Source organism: Methanobrevibacter sp. (genome assembly GCF_030539555.1).
Classification (GTDB): Archaea; Methanobacteriota; Methanobacteria; order Methanobacteriales; family Methanobacteriaceae; genus Methanocatella.
On the sequence record NZ_JAUNXX010000036.1, the window covers coordinates 1 to 16,013 of the forward strand.

At 35.5% G+C, this 16,013-nt stretch carries 18 protein-coding genes; 8 read left to right on the plus strand and 10 right to left on the minus strand.

The window, feature by feature from the left end; translation table 11 throughout:
- On the minus strand, positions 1-3,245 hold a 3,245-nt coding region (locus Q4Q55_RS07155; RefSeq protein WP_303372140.1), incomplete at its 3' end, for a right-handed parallel beta-helix repeat-containing protein.
- A gap of 336 nt (positions 3,246-3,581) precedes the next feature.
- On the opposite strand from Q4Q55_RS07155, the gene Q4Q55_RS07160 reads away from it, so the two are divergent.
- From Q4Q55_RS07160 to Q4Q55_RS07175, 4 genes are all read left to right on the plus strand, one after another.
- Positions 3,582-4,037, plus strand: coding sequence for a DUF3990 domain-containing protein (locus Q4Q55_RS07160; RefSeq protein ID WP_303372141.1), 456 nt, complete (start codon positions 3,582-3,584; stop codon positions 4,035-4,037).
- Entirely contained in the window at positions 4,030-4,470 is a 441-nt protein-coding gene (locus Q4Q55_RS07165) for a hypothetical protein (protein WP_303372142.1), read from the plus strand. Before Q4Q55_RS07160 ends, Q4Q55_RS07165 begins: the two co-directional genes overlap by 8 nt.
- Before the next feature lie 249 nt (positions 4,471-4,719).
- On the plus strand, positions 4,720-4,941 hold the full coding sequence (locus tag Q4Q55_RS07170; RefSeq protein WP_303372143.1) for a hypothetical protein: 222 nt from the start codon (positions 4,720-4,722) through the stop codon (positions 4,939-4,941).
- Between the two features lies 1 nt (position 4,942).
- Positions 4,943-5,212, plus strand: coding sequence for a type II toxin-antitoxin system RelE/ParE family toxin (locus Q4Q55_RS07175; RefSeq protein ID WP_303372144.1), 270 nt, complete (start codon positions 4,943-4,945; stop codon positions 5,210-5,212).
- Between the two features lie 24 nt (positions 5,213-5,236).
- Here the strand turns inward: Q4Q55_RS07175 and Q4Q55_RS07180 are convergent, their stop codons facing one another.
- From Q4Q55_RS07180 to Q4Q55_RS07195, 4 genes are all read right to left on the minus strand, one after another.
- Positions 5,237-6,727 carry a glutamate synthase-related protein gene (locus Q4Q55_RS07180; RefSeq protein WP_303372145.1) on the minus strand — a complete coding sequence of 497 codons (1,491 nt, stop codon included), beginning with the start codon at positions 6,725-6,727 and terminating at the stop codon, positions 5,237-5,239.
- 12 nt (positions 6,728-6,739) lie between these two features.
- Positions 6,740-7,408: a GXGXG domain-containing protein gene (locus Q4Q55_RS07185; RefSeq protein ID WP_303372146.1), complete on the minus strand. Its 669-nt coding sequence runs from the start codon at positions 7,406-7,408 to the stop codon at positions 6,740-6,742.
- 8 nt (positions 7,409-7,416) lie between these two features.
- Positions 7,417-8,334 carry a glutamine amidotransferase family protein gene (locus Q4Q55_RS07190; protein WP_303372147.1) on the minus strand — a complete coding sequence of 306 codons (918 nt, stop codon included), beginning with the start codon at positions 8,332-8,334 and terminating at the stop codon, positions 7,417-7,419.
- Between the two features lie 255 nt (positions 8,335-8,589).
- The gene (locus tag Q4Q55_RS07195) at positions 8,590-9,054 is read right to left on the minus strand and encodes a HEAT repeat domain-containing protein (RefSeq protein WP_303372148.1); all 465 of its coding nucleotides are present in this window, start codon (positions 9,052-9,054) and stop codon (positions 8,590-8,592) included.
- Between the two features lie 173 nt (positions 9,055-9,227).
- On the opposite strand from Q4Q55_RS07195, the gene aksF reads away from it, so the two are divergent.
- Genes aksF through Q4Q55_RS07210 form a run of 3 tightly spaced genes read left to right on the plus strand, consistent with a single transcriptional unit; the run spans position 9,228 to position 11,813 of the window.
- On the plus strand, positions 9,228-10,217 hold the full coding sequence (aksF, locus tag Q4Q55_RS07200) for a homoisocitrate dehydrogenase (RefSeq protein WP_303372149.1): 990 nt from the start codon (positions 9,228-9,230) through the stop codon (positions 10,215-10,217).
- Entirely contained in the window at positions 10,218-11,687 is a 1,470-nt protein-coding gene (locus tag Q4Q55_RS07205; protein ID WP_303372150.1) for a class I adenylate-forming enzyme family protein, read from the plus strand.
- A 3-nt stretch (positions 11,688-11,690) separates the two neighbouring features.
- Complete coding sequence (locus tag Q4Q55_RS07210) at positions 11,691-11,813, plus strand: hypothetical protein (protein ID WP_303372151.1); 123 nt, start codon at positions 11,691-11,693, stop codon at positions 11,811-11,813.
- A gap of 245 nt (positions 11,814-12,058) precedes the next feature.
- Here the strand turns inward: Q4Q55_RS07210 and argB are convergent, their stop codons facing one another.
- A complete protein-coding gene (gene argB / locus Q4Q55_RS07215) occupies positions 12,059-12,922 on the minus strand; it encodes an acetylglutamate kinase (RefSeq protein ID WP_303372152.1) in 864 nt (287 codons plus the stop codon).
- Between the two features lie 49 nt (positions 12,923-12,971).
- Here argB and Q4Q55_RS07220 point away from each other — a divergent pair, with 49 nt between their 5' ends.
- Positions 12,972-13,655 (plus strand): hypothetical protein, encoded by a 684-nt coding sequence (locus Q4Q55_RS07220; protein ID WP_303372153.1) that lies wholly within the window; start codon positions 12,972-12,974, stop codon positions 13,653-13,655.
- A 77-nt stretch (positions 13,656-13,732) separates the two neighbouring features.
- Here Q4Q55_RS07220 and Q4Q55_RS07225 read toward each other — a convergent pair whose 3' ends face one another.
- The 4 genes from Q4Q55_RS07225 to Q4Q55_RS07240 all read right to left on the minus strand — a co-directional run.
- Positions 13,733-13,981 carry a hypothetical protein gene (locus Q4Q55_RS07225; protein ID WP_303372154.1) on the minus strand — a complete coding sequence of 83 codons (249 nt, stop codon included), beginning with the start codon at positions 13,979-13,981 and terminating at the stop codon, positions 13,733-13,735.
- A 47-nt stretch (positions 13,982-14,028) separates the two neighbouring features.
- Positions 14,029-15,156, minus strand: a complete 1,128-nt coding sequence (locus Q4Q55_RS07230; RefSeq protein WP_303372155.1) for an aldo/keto reductase — start codon at positions 15,154-15,156, stop codon at positions 14,029-14,031.
- 39 nt (positions 15,157-15,195) lie between these two features.
- A complete protein-coding gene (locus tag Q4Q55_RS07235; RefSeq protein ID WP_303372156.1) occupies positions 15,196-15,789 on the minus strand; it encodes a DUF998 domain-containing protein in 594 nt (197 codons plus the stop codon).
- A 3-nt stretch (positions 15,790-15,792) separates the two neighbouring features.
- On the minus strand, positions 15,793-16,013 hold a 221-nt coding region (locus Q4Q55_RS07240; protein WP_303372157.1), incomplete at its 5' end, for a hypothetical protein.

Genomic DNA, 16,013 nt, shown 5'->3' on the forward strand with positions numbered 1-16,013 from the left:
ACAATATTCTCATCACTGGATGTGAAAGTAACATTACCTGCATCAGCAGGAGTCAAAGTAGCAACAATAATGGCCTCATCACCAACAGACAAGTCTAAAGAAACTGTATTGACACTAATGTCGGTAGGAATTTTACTTACACCAACAGTAATGGTTTTATTTTTAGCTGGAGCATAATCCTCACTGCCTTCAAAGCTTACAGTGATGACAGCAGAACCTTCGCCAACAGCTATAATATTACCCTCTTCTACTTTAGCAACAGATTCATTATTTGAAGTGAAAGTTAAATTACCTACAGAAGGAGTTAAGGTGGCACCTGAATTAATAGAATCTCCCACAAACAAATCAACAGTTTCATTAACTAGAGTTATTTCAGTTGGAGTTTTACTGATGGATATAGTAGCATTATTAACTGTTACATTATCCAATCCACTATAGGTTGCATTGACCTGATAATCACCATAAGCATCAAATGCATATACAGTCCACCAGGTTCCATTGCCGGCATAAGTTGCGTTAATCGGATCAGTGTTTTGGACGATAAATAGTAATTTACCAGGCATAACTTCACTGTAAATATTGGATTTTGCAGTGATGTTTACTGTCTTGTTGTTGGTTGTCTGAGAGGTAACATTCACACCGAATTTAGTGTTATTTGAAATTGTTTTTTCAGCTTCAGTGTAGTATGAATCTGTGTCATGGCGAACACCAATGAAATAATTCTCACCAGCACTAATATCTAAAACAATCATACCATTCTCATCTGTGAGATAAACACCACTTAAAACTAGTTCACCATTAACAACTACACCAACAGTGATGTTTTGACCGGCTGCCTTATTGGATCTTGAAGGTTTAATAGCGGAACTTCCAGTAGTTGTGATTCCGTTTGCACTCCAATAAGTAACATCGGTAAATGTAACTTCAGCATCATTTCTTGAATAGATTGCGTTTAAAAGGTTATCCTTACCTGTGAAAGTAATTGTAATATTGTTATCATTTTTGGTTACTTCCAAAGCTTCCGCATTTGCCCTATTGTTTAGGAAACGAGAATTGAAAACGGTTTTAGTGGCTGAAGTACTGTAGAAGTAAATGGCAGAACCAGTAGTCGCATTATTGCCAGTAAAATTACAATTTGTTACAGTACCAGCACCTTCAAAGTCAATAGCACCCCCATCACGGGAAGCAGTGTTATTAGTAAAATTACAATTTCTTACTTCATGAGTAGTACCTGAAGAACTGAAATAGATAGCACCACCATAGTATGTTGCATTGTTACCAATAAAATTACAATTTGTCACAGTACCAGAATAAATGTAGATAGCACCACCATAACTGTAATCTCCAGTTGCTTTGTTATCAACAAAATTACAATTTGACACAGTACCAGAATCCATATTGATAGCACCACCACCTTCAGAAGCGGTGTTATTAACAAAATTACAATTTGTCACTTCACCGTTGCTATCGAAGTAAACTGCACCACCATAGGTTGCAGTGTTACCAGTAAAATTACAATTTGTCACAGTACCAGAATAAATGTAGATAGCACCACCATAACTGTAATCTCCAGTTGCTTTGTTATCAACAAAATTACAATTTGACACAGTACCAGAATCCATATTGATAGCACCACCACCTTCAGAAGCGGTGTTATTAACAAAATTACAATTTGTTACGTTACCCACATCATAGAAGTAAACTGCACCACCATCCTCAGAAGCAGAGTTATTAGTAAAATTACAATTTGTTACAGTACCTTCACTATCTTTGAAGAAGTAAACCGCACCACCATTGGTTGCGTTGTTGTCAATGAAATTACAATTTGTTACGTTACCCACATCATAGAAGTAAACTGCACCACCATCCTCAGAAGCAGAGTTATTAGTAAAATTACAATTTGTTACAGTACCTTCACTATCTTTGAAGAAGTAAACCGCACCACCATTGGTTGCGTTGTTGTCAGTGAAATTACAATTTGTTACATTACCATTACCCCAGAAGCTAACTGCACCACTATCACCCTGTTTGGCATGGTTACCAGTAAAATTACAATTTGTTACATTACCATTACCTATGGCAACTGCACCATAATAAGCTGCTGCAGAGTTATTAACAAAATTACAATATTCAATATTACCCCCTTGAATCCAGATAACACCATACTTTGAAGCAGAGTTATTAACAAAATTACAATATTCAACACTACCTACATTAATTCTTATAACCCCAATATTATCTGCTTTGTTATTAACAAAATTACAATTTCTTAAAGTACCATTAGCATTAAAGTAAACTGTACCACACTCCTCAGTTGCTTGGTTAGCAGTAAAATTACAATTTGTCACTTCACTAGTACGAGAGAAGTAAACCCCACCACTATAACGGGCAGTGTTATTAGTAAAATTACAATTTGACACAGTACCAGAAGACATCCAGACGGCACCACCTCCATAGGTTGCAGTGTTGTCAGTAAAATTACAATTTGACACACTACCAGAACCCATGTTGATAGCACCACCATCAAAATTTGCAGTGTTGCCAGTAAAACTACAATTTGTCACAGTACCTGTGCCACTAAAGCTAATAGCACCACCAGAACTGTAATCTCCAGTTGCTTTGTTGTTAGTAAAATTACAATTTGTCACAGTACCAGTATTCACGAAGAAAATTGCACCACCAGAACTGTAATCTCCAGTTGCTTTGTTGTTAGTAAAATTACAATTTGTCACAGTACCAGTACTATCAAAGTAAATTGCTCCTCCATTAACATTATAATTAGCATTTTTAATGGTTAGGTTTTTAATTGTTACACCGGAAGCATTAACATGAAATGCCCTGATTGTTGATCCGTTCATGTCAATGACTGCACCGTTACCATCAATGACTTTATTGTCCTCACTGATAAGAATGGTTCCACCCCAATCGTAAGTATAGTTTTTATGGGTTAATGTAATGTTTCCAGAATGTCTAATTTCTTCAGCCAAATCAAAATATGTAGCTGAATCCGCACCCAATACCTCAGTATCAGTTTGCGCAATAGCCTCCTCATAATCAGTTGAAGCCAATGCCTCGTTTTCTTCACTTGTTTGTAGATTATCTTCAATATCATTATCAGTGGATAACCCAATAGTATTTGTATCCTCACTTGCTAAAGTATCATCTATTTCACTTGCACTAACACAAGTTATACTTAATAGAAAAACAGCAAGCACCAGCATGAACATTATTTTCTTGTATTTCATTTTCTCCCCGAACTCCTGAAAATTCTATGCTAAAAAATGTTTTATATCATTCAAACAATCATAAAAATACATATCCTTTGTTTAAAACTTCTAAAACATGACTAAAAGTCTATCAACGAATATATAAATATATAACGATTTTGAAGAACGGGGGCAGATAAACTTATATTCATAAACCTATCTATTTACAATGAAATAGATTAAAAACTGATATCTATAAACTTATCGAGTTGTCTGTGAAAAAATAATTAATCGATAATTTGTCATCTAAAAAGTTATTAACTAATTAAAACAAATATCTCTATTGAAAATAAATTATAATGGGGATTGAAACTCATGGAAATTTATCATGGAAGTACAGTAATCGTTGAAAATCCTGAAATCAGAATTGAAAAATTCAATAAAGATTTTTATTTCGGATTTTACTGTACAATTATGGAAAATCAAGCAATCCGTTGGGCAACAAGATTTGGTGATGGCATCGTCAATGTATTTGAGTATACTCCGAACGACTCGCTAAAAATTCTAAAATTTGAAAAAATGACAGAAGAGTGGTTAGATTTCATTATAGCTTGTCGAAGTGGAACTCCTCATGATTGGGATATTGTTGAAGGTCCAATGGCGGATGATACAATCTACAATTACATTCAAGAATTTCAAGATGGAAAAATTAGCCGAGAGGCATTTTGGACATTGGCTAAATTCAGATATCCGACTCATCAAATTTCTTTTAACACCAAAAAAGCACTTGAAACCATAAAATTCAAAGAAGCGAGGAAAGTTCATGGATAAAAACAACAATTCCTTATTTTATACATGCAGTCTAATCGAGTTCATCTCAAGACAAACAAAAAATAATAGGAAAGATGTTATAAAATATTTAGGTGACGATTTAGAAAGAATTTATAACTATGAAGATGTGTTTCATTGCGAACCAATTGAAAAAGTAGCTGATGATTTTATAACTCGCAATAACATTCCAACAGGTGAATTCGACAATATTTCAAAATGCAAATACAACATCCCTGATTATTGGGAAATCGGAGAAGTATTTGAAAGACTAATTGAAGATAATTATGATGAAAAAGATGTTTTTGAAGGAATAATAGAAGTATATTCCTCATGGTTGGCTGAAAAAATACTAAACTTTAACTCCGATTTATATTATCAATCACGGCAATACTTGGCAGAATGTTATAAAGCAGGAAAAATTATAATTTCATAATAATTTACAAGCAACTCATCTTTTTCAAAATTGAAATTATATAAAACCTAGCATTATATTGCATGGAATATAAACTGATATTTATATAACTATCTATTTGACTGTGAATATATTTAAAACTGCAATCGATAAACCTAACATATTCAAATAAATCATCTTGAATCAATATTGTTGATTATGTATACTAAGTATACATTGTAAGCTATGTATATACTAAAAAATTACACATATATTATTTGGTGATATAAAATGGAAACAAAAGCTATCAGAGTCAGTTTAATTAATCATGAAAGATTAGCAGACATTGGACATAAAAATGATTCCTTCAATGATATTATCTCTAAATTATTAGATGACTATGAAGAATATCAAGGAATCAAAGACTTAATTGAAGCAGATGAAGAATTTGCAAATGGGAAAGGAGTTCACTTTTCTTCATTAGATGAACTTGACGCATGCCTAGATGATTAATATGGAACTTGAATTTAAACGTTCTACTTTAAGACAATTAAAATACTATAAAAAGAAAAATCCAATAGCTTACAAATTGATTCGTAAAAAATTAGAAGGAATATTAAACAATCCCGAAGACAGCAATTATAAAAAAGTAAAAAAATATCCAAAATACAAAAGAGCAAGAAAAGGAAATTATAGAATCTGTTTTAGAGTGGACCAATTGCAGTTATATTGGACATATTTAAAATCGTTCAAAAGCATACCAATAGTTTTTTCCAAAAAATAGAAAAATTTAGAGATTATTCAATCCCTAAATTCTGCCGACCCCTGCCATAGGCACGCCGGTTAAAGCTGATGCTTCCAAGGTAAGAGACCTTAAGTTCTCCTTTTCAAGTTTTGTGATATGGGTGTTTCCTGCCTGTTGAACTAACATACAAGCTTCTTCTGTCATTGTGTTAATGTAATTCGCCACATTTTTACCCATTTCCTTATAATCAAGTCTGTGTCTTAATGACAAGTCCTGTGTAGCAATTCCCTTTCTGCATGTTCCAGTATAACACATTTGACATACTCTGCACCCAATTGAGATTAAGGCTGCTGTTGCAATATAAACAGCATCCGCACCAAGCGCAATGGCTTTGGCCAAGTCAGCACCGGATCTTACGCCTCCTGCCGCAACCAAACTTACTTGATCTCTTAGACCAATCTCCTTTAATGCCATATCAGCTTCCACAATTGAAGCTACAGAAGGAATACCAGAGTGTTCCATAATTACTTCAGGACCTGCTCCTGTTCCTCCCTGCATACCATCGACTACGATTATGTCTGCTCCTCCTTTTGCTGCGATTTTTACATCTGAAGCTACTTTACCGGAAGCAAATTTAACCATAATCGGCACTTTCCAGTCAGTTATTTCACGCAATTGTGATATTTTCATGCTTAAATCTTCAGGTCCCACTATATCCATGTGCCTTGCCGGAGACAGTGCATCAGACCCTTCCGGAATGTTTCTGATTCTTGATACTTCAGCAGTTACTTTTTCACCTAAAAGGTGTCCTCCCATTCCGGATTTCGCTCCCTGACCAATCTTGATTTCAATTGCATCACCTTTTTTGAGATACTCTGCAGATACACCAAAACGACCTGAAGCGTATTGCGCAATTAATTTATCAGCCAGTTCACGTTCTTCCGGAAGCATTCCACCTTCACCAGTGTTCGTTACTGTTCCTGCAAGACTGGATCCTATAGCCAATGCCATTTTTGCTTCTTTTGACAATGCTCCGAATGACATGGCCCCAATCATTATTGGAGTTTCAATTTTCAGCGGATTTTCTGCGAATCTGTCTCCTAAAACAACATCAGTTCCACATGGTTCCCTATATTTATCAATTGGAGGTCTTGACACCTGTGCCGGAATTACAACCAAATCATCAAAGTCAGGGATACGTCTTAACGCACCGGTACTTCTGAGTTTATATGATGCTGTCTGTGCTTGCCTTACAATTTCCACAATGTCCGGGAATCCCCAGCCTTGCCTTGCATCTTCAGGAATTGCATTGACTTCAATTGCACGATTCGGACACATTTCAAGACATATTCTGCAACCCACACATTTTTCCTGATTTAACGGATATGGATCACCTTGAATAATTTCATAAACCCCATGAGGACAATTGTTGAAACATGAAAAACATCTTCCACATATTTTTTCATCCCTGTCATCGCATAAATACCAGCAACATCCTGGACGACCAAAATTCTTTTTGCATAATTCTGGATTTCTTTCAACTCTGTATGGCATATCTTTTTCCCCCTAATGACCATAGAACGGTCTTGTACTTTCTGGAACAATTTTTTTAAATTCTGAATAATCGTCAATCTCGAAGTCATACTTTGATAGTGCTTCCTCCAAATCGAGAGTATCTTCAAATGTTAACTCTTCAAGTTTTGCATTGTAACCTAAACTTTTAATTTCTCCTTTGACATATACTACTCCGCGAATTATTGATTCTGCTACATCATCACCCACATCACCGAGGATAATGATTCGTCCTCCCATCATGAAAATACCTGTCATGAATCCGGAGTTTCCTCCAATGATTATTGTTCCGTTTTTCATGATTTCACCGGTTCTTGAACCAACTGATTCACGCACGACAACAGTTCCATCATATATTCCCTGACCTGCACCGTCACCTGCAGAACCTTCAACTATTATTTCGCCTCCGGTGAGGTTATCACCTACAAACCATCCGGCATTTCCATTGATTTTTATTTTCGGACCTTCACACATGCATCCTGCAAAGTAGCCGACAGACCCGTCAAATTCAATTTCCACATCCTCAGTTACCCCGGCGGCAAGATAGTGTTTTGCATTTGGATTTTTAATTATGATTCTGTCATGGCCCATTGAGGCCTGTTTCAGTTGTGAGTTGATCTCACGGGGAGTTAATTTTTCTGCATCAATCTCAAGAACTTTCATCAAATCACCTAAATCTCATATACCATCACTTCACCGGGTGAAATCTGTTCCACATGGTGTGTGTCAACTACTTCCCTTAAGGATACTTCTTCAGATGCTATTGCAAATACATCATCTGTTTCGGCCATCACTCCAGGTCTTAGCCCCAATTTGTCTTTTGCTATTCCGATTCCTTGTGGAGTTCCTATGATATAAGAGAATGGACCGTCCATATCCTCTACAGACTGTTTCAAGGCTTCTTCCAGTGAATAGCCGGTGTCAAGTTTATCTGCAATATAATGAACCAGACATTCTGTATCGTTGAATGTTTCAAATTTATGACCTTTTCTCTCAAGAGGATCTCTTACTTTCCAGTAATTAGTAATCTGTCCATTGTGTACAACAGAAATGTCTCTAACGATATATGTCTGGAAAGGGTGTGCATGATACCTGTCCACACCACTTTCGGTTGAAAAACGGGTGTGGCCGATAGCATGGGTTCCTTTAACGCTTCTCACATCATACCTTTCTGCGATATCAAGCACAGAACCTACATCCTTTATCATCTCAAAATCATGACTTCCGTTAATCACAATAACATCATCGATTGTGTCCACTTTTGTAATTAAGGGTTTGAGTTCGCAAAATCTATCCAAAGATATCCTACATTTGTAGATGAATGAGTCTCCAACGGAAGGTAAAATGGCATCCTGCTTTATTGGAGTGATAAAGTTAATGGTATCCTTAACTTTTTCCAGCAATTTTTCGCTTTCTTTTACCTGAATTTTTAAAATGTATTCATCATCTTCAAGACCAGTTCCACCGTAAATTGAGTATCCTGCTGAGTCAGGACCCCTGTGTTGCAATTGATGGAGCATATTGGTCATATCGTTTCCAATATCATGTAATTTTTTATCCTTATATACGATTCCTGCGATTCCACACAATTTAAGTCCTCCACATACGAACATTATAGTCGGAAAGTAACTTCCGTATTATACTTTAACAATACAAGTATATAAATTTGTTGGAAAAACACTTCCGACTTGGAAAAATTCTGAAAAAAAATATTAAAAATTAAAAATTATTAAACAATGTTTAGAAATTATACTTAAAAAGGTGAAAAAATTGAAAAAAATTAATTTTAGTTATAGGATTCAATAATGAAAAAACAATCAAAAAAAAGAAAAGAAATAATTAAATTATTTCTTAATTGAAGCTATTGCACTTTGCGCACCTTGCTTTACGTAACCTGATTCGTCATCAAGCAATTTTTCAAGTGCAGGAATAGCCCTTTCATCATTCAAGTTACCTAAAGCCCAGGCTGCAGCTCCCCTAACTTTCCAATCTTCATCATCCAAAGTTTCAATTAAAGGTTCAACGGCTGCTTCACCCATACGGCTTAAAGAAGTTGAAGCTTCTCTTCTAACTAGTTTGTTGTTGTCTCTTAAGGTTTCTATCAAATATGGAATGGCTTTAGCATCACCAATTGCACCCAATAAAGTAGCTGCGTTTAATCTTATTTGTTTTTTTCTGTTAGATAAAGCATCAATTAAAGGGTCTAATGCTTCATCAGATCTTAATTTTAATTCTCCAACAGCATCTTCAACAACAAAATCATCCTTGTCGTTTAATAATTCAATTAACTCATCAATACTTCTTTCCATTTCAATCCCTCTTAAAATCCAATAAGGAAAAACTATTGTTAATTTTGTAATTAATATAATATTATACTTTGGATATATAAAAGTATTTCGATAGTATACGAACAAAATTTATTTTTAAATACGATAACACCAATATTATAAGTATACGATAAAATTGTATTAAGGTAAATATAATGTATGATATTGCAATCATTAGTGGAGACGGAATAGGTAAAGAGGTAATGAATGCCTGTGAATATCTGCTTGACAGTTTAGATTTGAATTTCAGTTTCGAATATGGGCAGGCAGGTTTCGAATGCTTCAACAATACCGGAACAACTTTACCTGAAGAAACTATAAAAATAGCCAATAAAAGTGATGCAGTACTATTCGGAGCATCAACATCAACACCCGGCCAGCCCAGCCCAATCATAAATTTAAGAAAAGCTCTGAACGTTTATGCAAATATCCGACCAATCAAATCATATAAAGGCGTTAACTGCATTCGCGATGATATTGACTTCGTAATTGTTCGGGAAAATACCGAAGGCCTTTATTCACAAGTCGAATATGGTGACTGTGACAGAATGATTGCAGAAAGGCACATCACCAAAAAAGCATCTGAGAGAATTTCAAAAGCTGCATTCAACCTATGCATCAAAAGAGGCCAAAGCAAGGTAACCTGTGTTCACAAAAGCAACGTGCTGAAAAAAACGGATGGAATATTCAGGGAAAGCTTCTACAAAGTGGCCAGAGAATATCCGAAAATAACCTCCGAAGACTACTATGTGGATGCGATGGCAATGTATCTAATAACACAACCGCAAAACTTTGAAGTTATCGTTTCAAGCAACCTGTTCGGAGACATACTGTCCGATGAAAGCGCAGGTTTGGTGGGCGGTTTAGGCCTTGCACCATCAGGAAATATCGGAGACCACAATGGACTATTCGAACCTGTGCACGGGTCAGCACCGGACATTGCAGGAAAACACATCGCAAACCCCTGCTCCATGATATTGTCCGCTTCAATGATGCTTGACTATTTGGGAGAATGGGAAATCTCCAATGACATCAAACAGGCAGTCGAAAAAGTAATTGCAGACTGTAAGATCAGAACTCCTGATTTGGGTGGAGATGCCAGTACAATGGATGTGACAAAAGCTATTGTGAAGGAGCTAATATAAATGCTTAACATTACTACTTTTTTAGATGCGAATTCAAAACGTTTAGACAAAGATGTATTATACAATCCGACAACAGGCAATAAATTTAATTCCAGTGAAATTCTATCAATAGTTTCTGAAATTGGGAGGAATTTAAAGGATTTAGGTGCTAAAAAAGGAGACAGAATTTTAATTTACTTGCCCAACTCAGAAGAGTATCTGTTTTCACTGTTTGCAATATGGAGAATAGGCGCAATAGCCATTCCAACAAACAGGGTTTTTACCGCCTCCGAACTTGAATACATCGTTAGCGATTCCAGAGCTGAACTAATGATTACTGACAGCGCAGCGCAGGACATAATTGAAATCCACACATACATTCCACAGAACCTTGCCGAATATAAGAATTGTGAAGTTTTGGAAGCTGAAAATACTGACTGGGATGATTTATGTCAGCTGCAATATACATCAGGAACTACCGGCAAACCAAAAGGGGCAATGCTTACCCATGGAAATTATTTTACTGCAATTCACAATGAATGTGATGTATTGACTTTAAAACAGGACGACGTTTACCTTGGCATTTATCCCATGGCCCATGTCGGTCTTTCATGGTCCATTGCAGCACTTAGGGCTGCCGCATACTATATTTTAATCGAACAATTTAACTTAGATGAATACCTTAAGCTATGTGAAAATGAAAAAGTCACAGTCCTAACCGGAATGCCTCCGGTAATACATTCTCTAACTACAATGGATAAAAGGGAACAATTGAAAACAGTCCGTGAAATCATATCCGGTGGAGGGCCTCTTCACAAAAAAATCTGGAAGGATTTCCACGAAACTTATGCAATTCCAATCATTAACGCTTACGGATTATCAGAAACAATCGTGATTGGAACCGGAACCGTTATCAGACCCGAGGATTACCGAGAAGCCGACAGATTCGAAAGTGTAGGCCATCCCGTTTGTTTTTCAGAAGTCAAAATCGTTGATGAAGATGACTCTTCAATAATTTTGGACAAATATAAGCAAGGTGAAATCGCACTTAGAGGACCGGCAGTAGCTAAGGGTTATTGGGGAAATGAGGAAAAAACCAAAGCAACATTTCTGGATGACGGCTGGTTTTTAACAGGAGATATCGGATATCTTGATGAAGACAACCGCTTATTTATTACAGACCGCAAAAAAGACATGATCGTGATGAGCGGATGGAAAATATATCCAACAGAAGTCGAAGAAGTCCTAATCAAATACCCTGAAGTTAAAGAAATAGCTATTTTCAGTGTAAATGACTGTCACAGAGGCGAAATTCCAGTGGCCGCAGTTGTTTGGGAAAATGAAAACGACAGTGAAGGATTGTTAAAGTATGCACGTGAAAATCTATCAAGATATAAGGTTCCGCGTGAAATCTATGATTTGGATGAACTTCCAAGGGTGAACGGCTGGAAATTACTCAGAAGAGAATTGAGAAAAATGTTCAAGGAATGAACCGTGAAAAGAATATCTGAAGAATTTGAAACTAAACCATCATCATCAAATGATAATGGAAAAGCAGCACCCAAAAACAGCAATGAATACAATGCCAAAAGTATTACTTTAACTATTTTTCAATGATTAACCACATCAGACGGTTAGTAAAAATTAACTTTTAAAGTGGTTGATATATATTCCATCCTGAAAACGAGAGTAATTTATATTAGTGCTGCAGATAATGCAAAATAAGATGCTCTAAATTATAATGAATGAAAATTGATTTGATTTAAATGATGTTAAAATCAATGATTCGGTAGGTAAATCAAAGCAGAGAATATGAAATTATCAAATGGTGAAAAGTTGAGGATATGGGAATTATCGATATCCTACTTGAAAATCATTGTTCCAATGCCGTCAGTGGTGAACACTTCCAAAAGCAATGAGTGTTTTTTACGTCCATCAATAATATGGCAAGATTTAACGCCATTATTAATAGCATTGACACATGTTTCTATTTTTGGAATCATTCCTCCAGAAATAATGCCCTCTTCAATTAAATCAGGAATTTCATCCACTCTGATTTTTTGAATTAAAGAATCAGGATCACTTGGATCTCTTAAAACGCCAGGAACATCGGTTAAAATAATCAGTTTTTCTGCACCGACTGCACTTGCAACTTCTCCCGCTGCAGTGTCCGCATTTAGGTTTAAACTGGTTCCATCCTTTGCAATACCAACCGGAGATATTACAGGAATGTAATTATTGTCCAGGAACATGTCAAGCAGGCCAGTGTTAATGCAGTCAACTTCCCCGACAAGACCCAAATCAACAATTTCCTCATCAATTTTACTTGCGCCTTTTTTATGTGCAAATATTAAACTTGAATCTTTTCCTGATAAACTTATGGCCTGGCCGTCATGTTTGATGAGTTCGGAAACTATTTCAGTTGAGATTTTTCCAACCAATACCATTTCAATGATTTCCATTGTTTCCTCATCAGTCACCCTCAAACCTTTGATGAATTTCGGTTCTTTTCCTAATTTATCCATTGATCTGGAAATTTCAGGACCCCCTCCGTGAACAATAAGAGGTTTCATTCCAACATATTTGAGTAAAACAGTATCTCGAGCTGTAGATGACTTTGCCTCATCATCCACCATTGCATGTCCACCATATTTAATTAAAATTTTTTTACCGTGAAACTTTTTAATGTATGGTAAAGCTTCAATCAAAACATCTATATCTTTCATTTAATCACTAACATTAATATTTTATTTAATAGTTTATAAAACTAATCATATGGATGAAGTTAAAGAATATCTTCTAGAATATGGTGCAAGCAAAGTAGGTTATGCAGATGTTGAAGGTCTAGCTAGTGAGTTTGTTGATTTACCCAATGGAATAAGCCTTGTTTTAAAACTACCAAAAGAATCGATGGAATATCTTAAAAAAGATGATTTTAAATCTTACTGGAAGTGTTTTCACAAAAAAGTGGCTGAACTAAAAGAAATTGCTCTTAAAGGTGAAGAATATATTAAGAATTGCGGATATAACGCTTTCGCCCTTACCATGGAGAGAAACGAATGCGATATGGAAAAATTATTAAGCATATTACCTTACAAAACAATAGCCACAAAATCTGGAATCGGCTGGATTGGAAGGTCTGCACTTTTGGTTACTAAAGAATACGGCTCTGCCATTGCATTATGCGGCATTTTAACCGATATGCCTCTTGAATTTGACACTCCCATCACAGATTCCGAGTGTGATGAGTGTGAAAATTGTCAAAATGCCTGTCCTGTCGGCGCAATTAATCCTCAGAAATGGAATGACAGATTAAATAGGGAAGACATTATCGATATAGAAACTTGCAGCGAATACATAATAGGACAGGTTAAAGCAGGATTAGGTTGTACGAAGTGCATGCTTGAATGCAAACTCACACAGGAGTATCTGAAAAGAGAAACTCCCCCACAAGATTAGCTTAACATGAAAGCATCCGATATAAAAATTATTTGATTCTGCATTAATGAATATTAAAAAAAAGAATAAATGAGTATTTAAATACCCATTTTGAATTTAAATCTATATTCCTGATTTACAATTTCCATACCAATAAAAGATCCTTTGAGGATATCGGCAACTTTCTGCAAATCACTTGCAGTTATTTCACTACCATTTCCGATTGGGGAGAAAAATGTAATCTCATCATCAGTTATGAGGTAGTTTAGAAGTTTTGTGTTTTCCTTTTGGTATTTCTCAACAATTGCTAAGATTTCATCTTCAATAGAGTTATCCAAGTTTGTCATTTTTATCACCTTTAAGAGTAATTAACCGAAATACTATTTAAATTTTACTACATAATGTTAGATTCAAACAAATCTGCAACATCTTCAAGAAGATCAGGAATTTCCAATTTTTGAGTGCAAATATCAACACAGGACTCGCAGAAAGTACATGCTGATGCAGGTGCTTTTACAGCCGCAGTGGTTCCGTAGATTGCATGCAATGAAGGCAGAGAATACATTTTTTCACTGTTGTATAACTCAAAATAATCTGGGATAGGAATCCCTTCCGGACATTCCTTAAGGCAATATCCACAATAGCTGCATGGAATTGAAATCAGTTCTTTGATTTTTTGAGCCATTTTCACTGCAAATTCTATTTCTTCATCGTTTAATGGTTTAAATGGCTTGAAGATTTCACAGTTTTCTTTCATTTGGTCAATATTTCTCATACCACTCAGTATTACCTTCACATTTTTTGGAGTTGCTGCAAAACGTAGCGCCCATTCCACCAAACTAATATCCTCATTGAATGACTTGAATTCATCTTTGATGTTATCAGGCAAATTAAATAATGTTCCCCCTTTTATCGGCTCCATTACAATGACATCAACACCATATTTTTCACAGACCTCATAGCATTTTCTTGACTCCGTAAGTTGGCTTTCCCAGTCAAGATAATTGAGCTGCAACTGTACAACATCCAAAATATCACCGTATTTTTCAAGTATTCTTTCAAGCAAATCTGCCCTATCATGGTAACTTATACCTATTTCACGGGCAACACCATCTTCTTTCATCTTTTTGATATAATCAAAAGTATTGCATTTTTCAGCGACAGCCAAAAATGCTTCATTGATATTATGGATTAAAAACACATCAAAGTAGTCGACGCCCAACCTTTCAAGCATTTCATCAACATATTTCTGATTATCCTCTTCACTTAAGAGTAGCCAGGTCGGCATCTTATCAGCTATTTTGAATGAATCCCTCGGGTATTTTTTAACCAGATATTCTCTGAGCCCGATTTCAGATGACCCGTCATGATATGCATAGGAGGTATCAAAGTAGTTAAAACCCTGACTCATGTAATATTCAATCATCTCCCGATAGTTCTCGTTATCAACCGAACTCTCATCATTTTCATCGACTAAATCAAGCCTCATTGCTCCAAAACCAAACATTACATCTTCTGCCATAATTATTGCCTCTATTAAAAAAATATACATTAAAAATATTTAAATATTGTTACTTACAAGAAAAATCCCTGTTAAAAAACACCAAACAATTAATGTGTAAACGGACAATCTTTCAAAAACAGGCATATATATACTTTCCATATTGAAAAACATTATCCAAAATGCGATTAAACCAATAATACCTAAAACCAAAGTGGTTTTTTGATAACTATCAAATTTTTCCATGGACCTTGAAATTAAAACCAGTAAAATATTCCCTCCCAAAATCGCCATTACCGCACCCAATGTGTGATAGCCTGAAGTTAAGGGATTTCCACCATGAATCAAACCAACAACAATAACCCCCAATGCAGTTATCACTGCCAAAATAGAACATAATATCCTATTTTTAACAATATTATCTTTAAATTTTAAAAAATAGCCGAAAATAAGTGTTAAACCTATTAATATGAACCCTGAATTCATCAACCAGAATAAAGGTGAATTCAGATTGGGAATTCCAAGCTCTGAAATCGTGTGAAAAATATATGTGTCAATAATGGAAGCATTGAAAAAAGTTGCGGAAATAGCTTCAACAATCAGATAGTAAAGACTACCCAGAACCAATACAACTCCAGCAACTTTACGCTTCATTGTCTAGATACCGAATTTCTTATCGAAGTACTTTTCCCTTAAATCAAAATTAAGCTCTTCGATATCTGCACCGGCAATAGCCTTTTGCAATATTTTAAAACTGGTCTTTTTAGGCACAGTAGTATTTTTAATATGTGATTTTACCCATATTTTATCGAATCTTTTCTTTAAGCTTCCAAGGTCCAGCTTTTCAGTGACATTCTTTATGTTGACAACATTGGAAT

Coding starts and splice junctions, on each gene's coding strand:
- Q4Q55_RS07160 (WP_303372141.1), top strand. CDS start 3,582: ATGGAAATTTATCATGGAAGTACAGTAATCGTTGAAAATCCTGAAATC.
- Q4Q55_RS07165 (WP_303372142.1), top strand. CDS start 4,030: ATGGATAAAAACAACAATTCCTTATTTTATACATGCAGTCTAATCGAG.
- Q4Q55_RS07170 (WP_303372143.1), top strand. CDS start 4,720: ATGGAAACAAAAGCTATCAGAGTCAGTTTAATTAATCATGAAAGATTA.
- Q4Q55_RS07175 (WP_303372144.1), top strand. CDS start 4,943: ATGGAACTTGAATTTAAACGTTCTACTTTAAGACAATTAAAATACTAT.
- Q4Q55_RS07180 (WP_303372145.1), bottom strand. CDS start 6,727: ATGCCATACAGAGTTGAAAGAAATCCAGAATTATGCAAAAAGAATTTT.
- Q4Q55_RS07185 (WP_303372146.1), bottom strand. CDS start 7,408: ATGAAAGTTCTTGAGATTGATGCAGAAAAATTAACTCCCCGTGAGATC.
- Q4Q55_RS07195 (WP_303372148.1), bottom strand. CDS start 9,054: ATGGAAAGAAGTATTGATGAGTTAATTGAATTATTAAACGACAAGGAT.
- aksF (WP_303372149.1), top strand. CDS start 9,228: ATGTATGATATTGCAATCATTAGTGGAGACGGAATAGGTAAAGAGGTA.
- Q4Q55_RS07205 (WP_303372150.1), top strand. CDS start 10,218: ATGCTTAACATTACTACTTTTTTAGATGCGAATTCAAAACGTTTAGAC.
- argB (WP_303372152.1), bottom strand. CDS start 12,922: ATGAAAGATATAGATGTTTTGATTGAAGCTTTACCATACATTAAAAAG.
- Q4Q55_RS07220 (WP_303372153.1), top strand. CDS start 12,972: ATGGATGAAGTTAAAGAATATCTTCTAGAATATGGTGCAAGCAAAGTA.
- Q4Q55_RS07225 (WP_303372154.1), bottom strand. CDS start 13,981: ATGACAAACTTGGATAACTCTATTGAAGATGAAATCTTAGCAATTGTT.
- Q4Q55_RS07230 (WP_303372155.1), bottom strand. CDS start 15,156: ATGGCAGAAGATGTAATGTTTGGTTTTGGAGCAATGAGGCTTGATTTA.
- Q4Q55_RS07235 (WP_303372156.1), bottom strand. CDS start 15,789: ATGAAGCGTAAAGTTGCTGGAGTTGTATTGGTTCTGGGTAGTCTTTAC.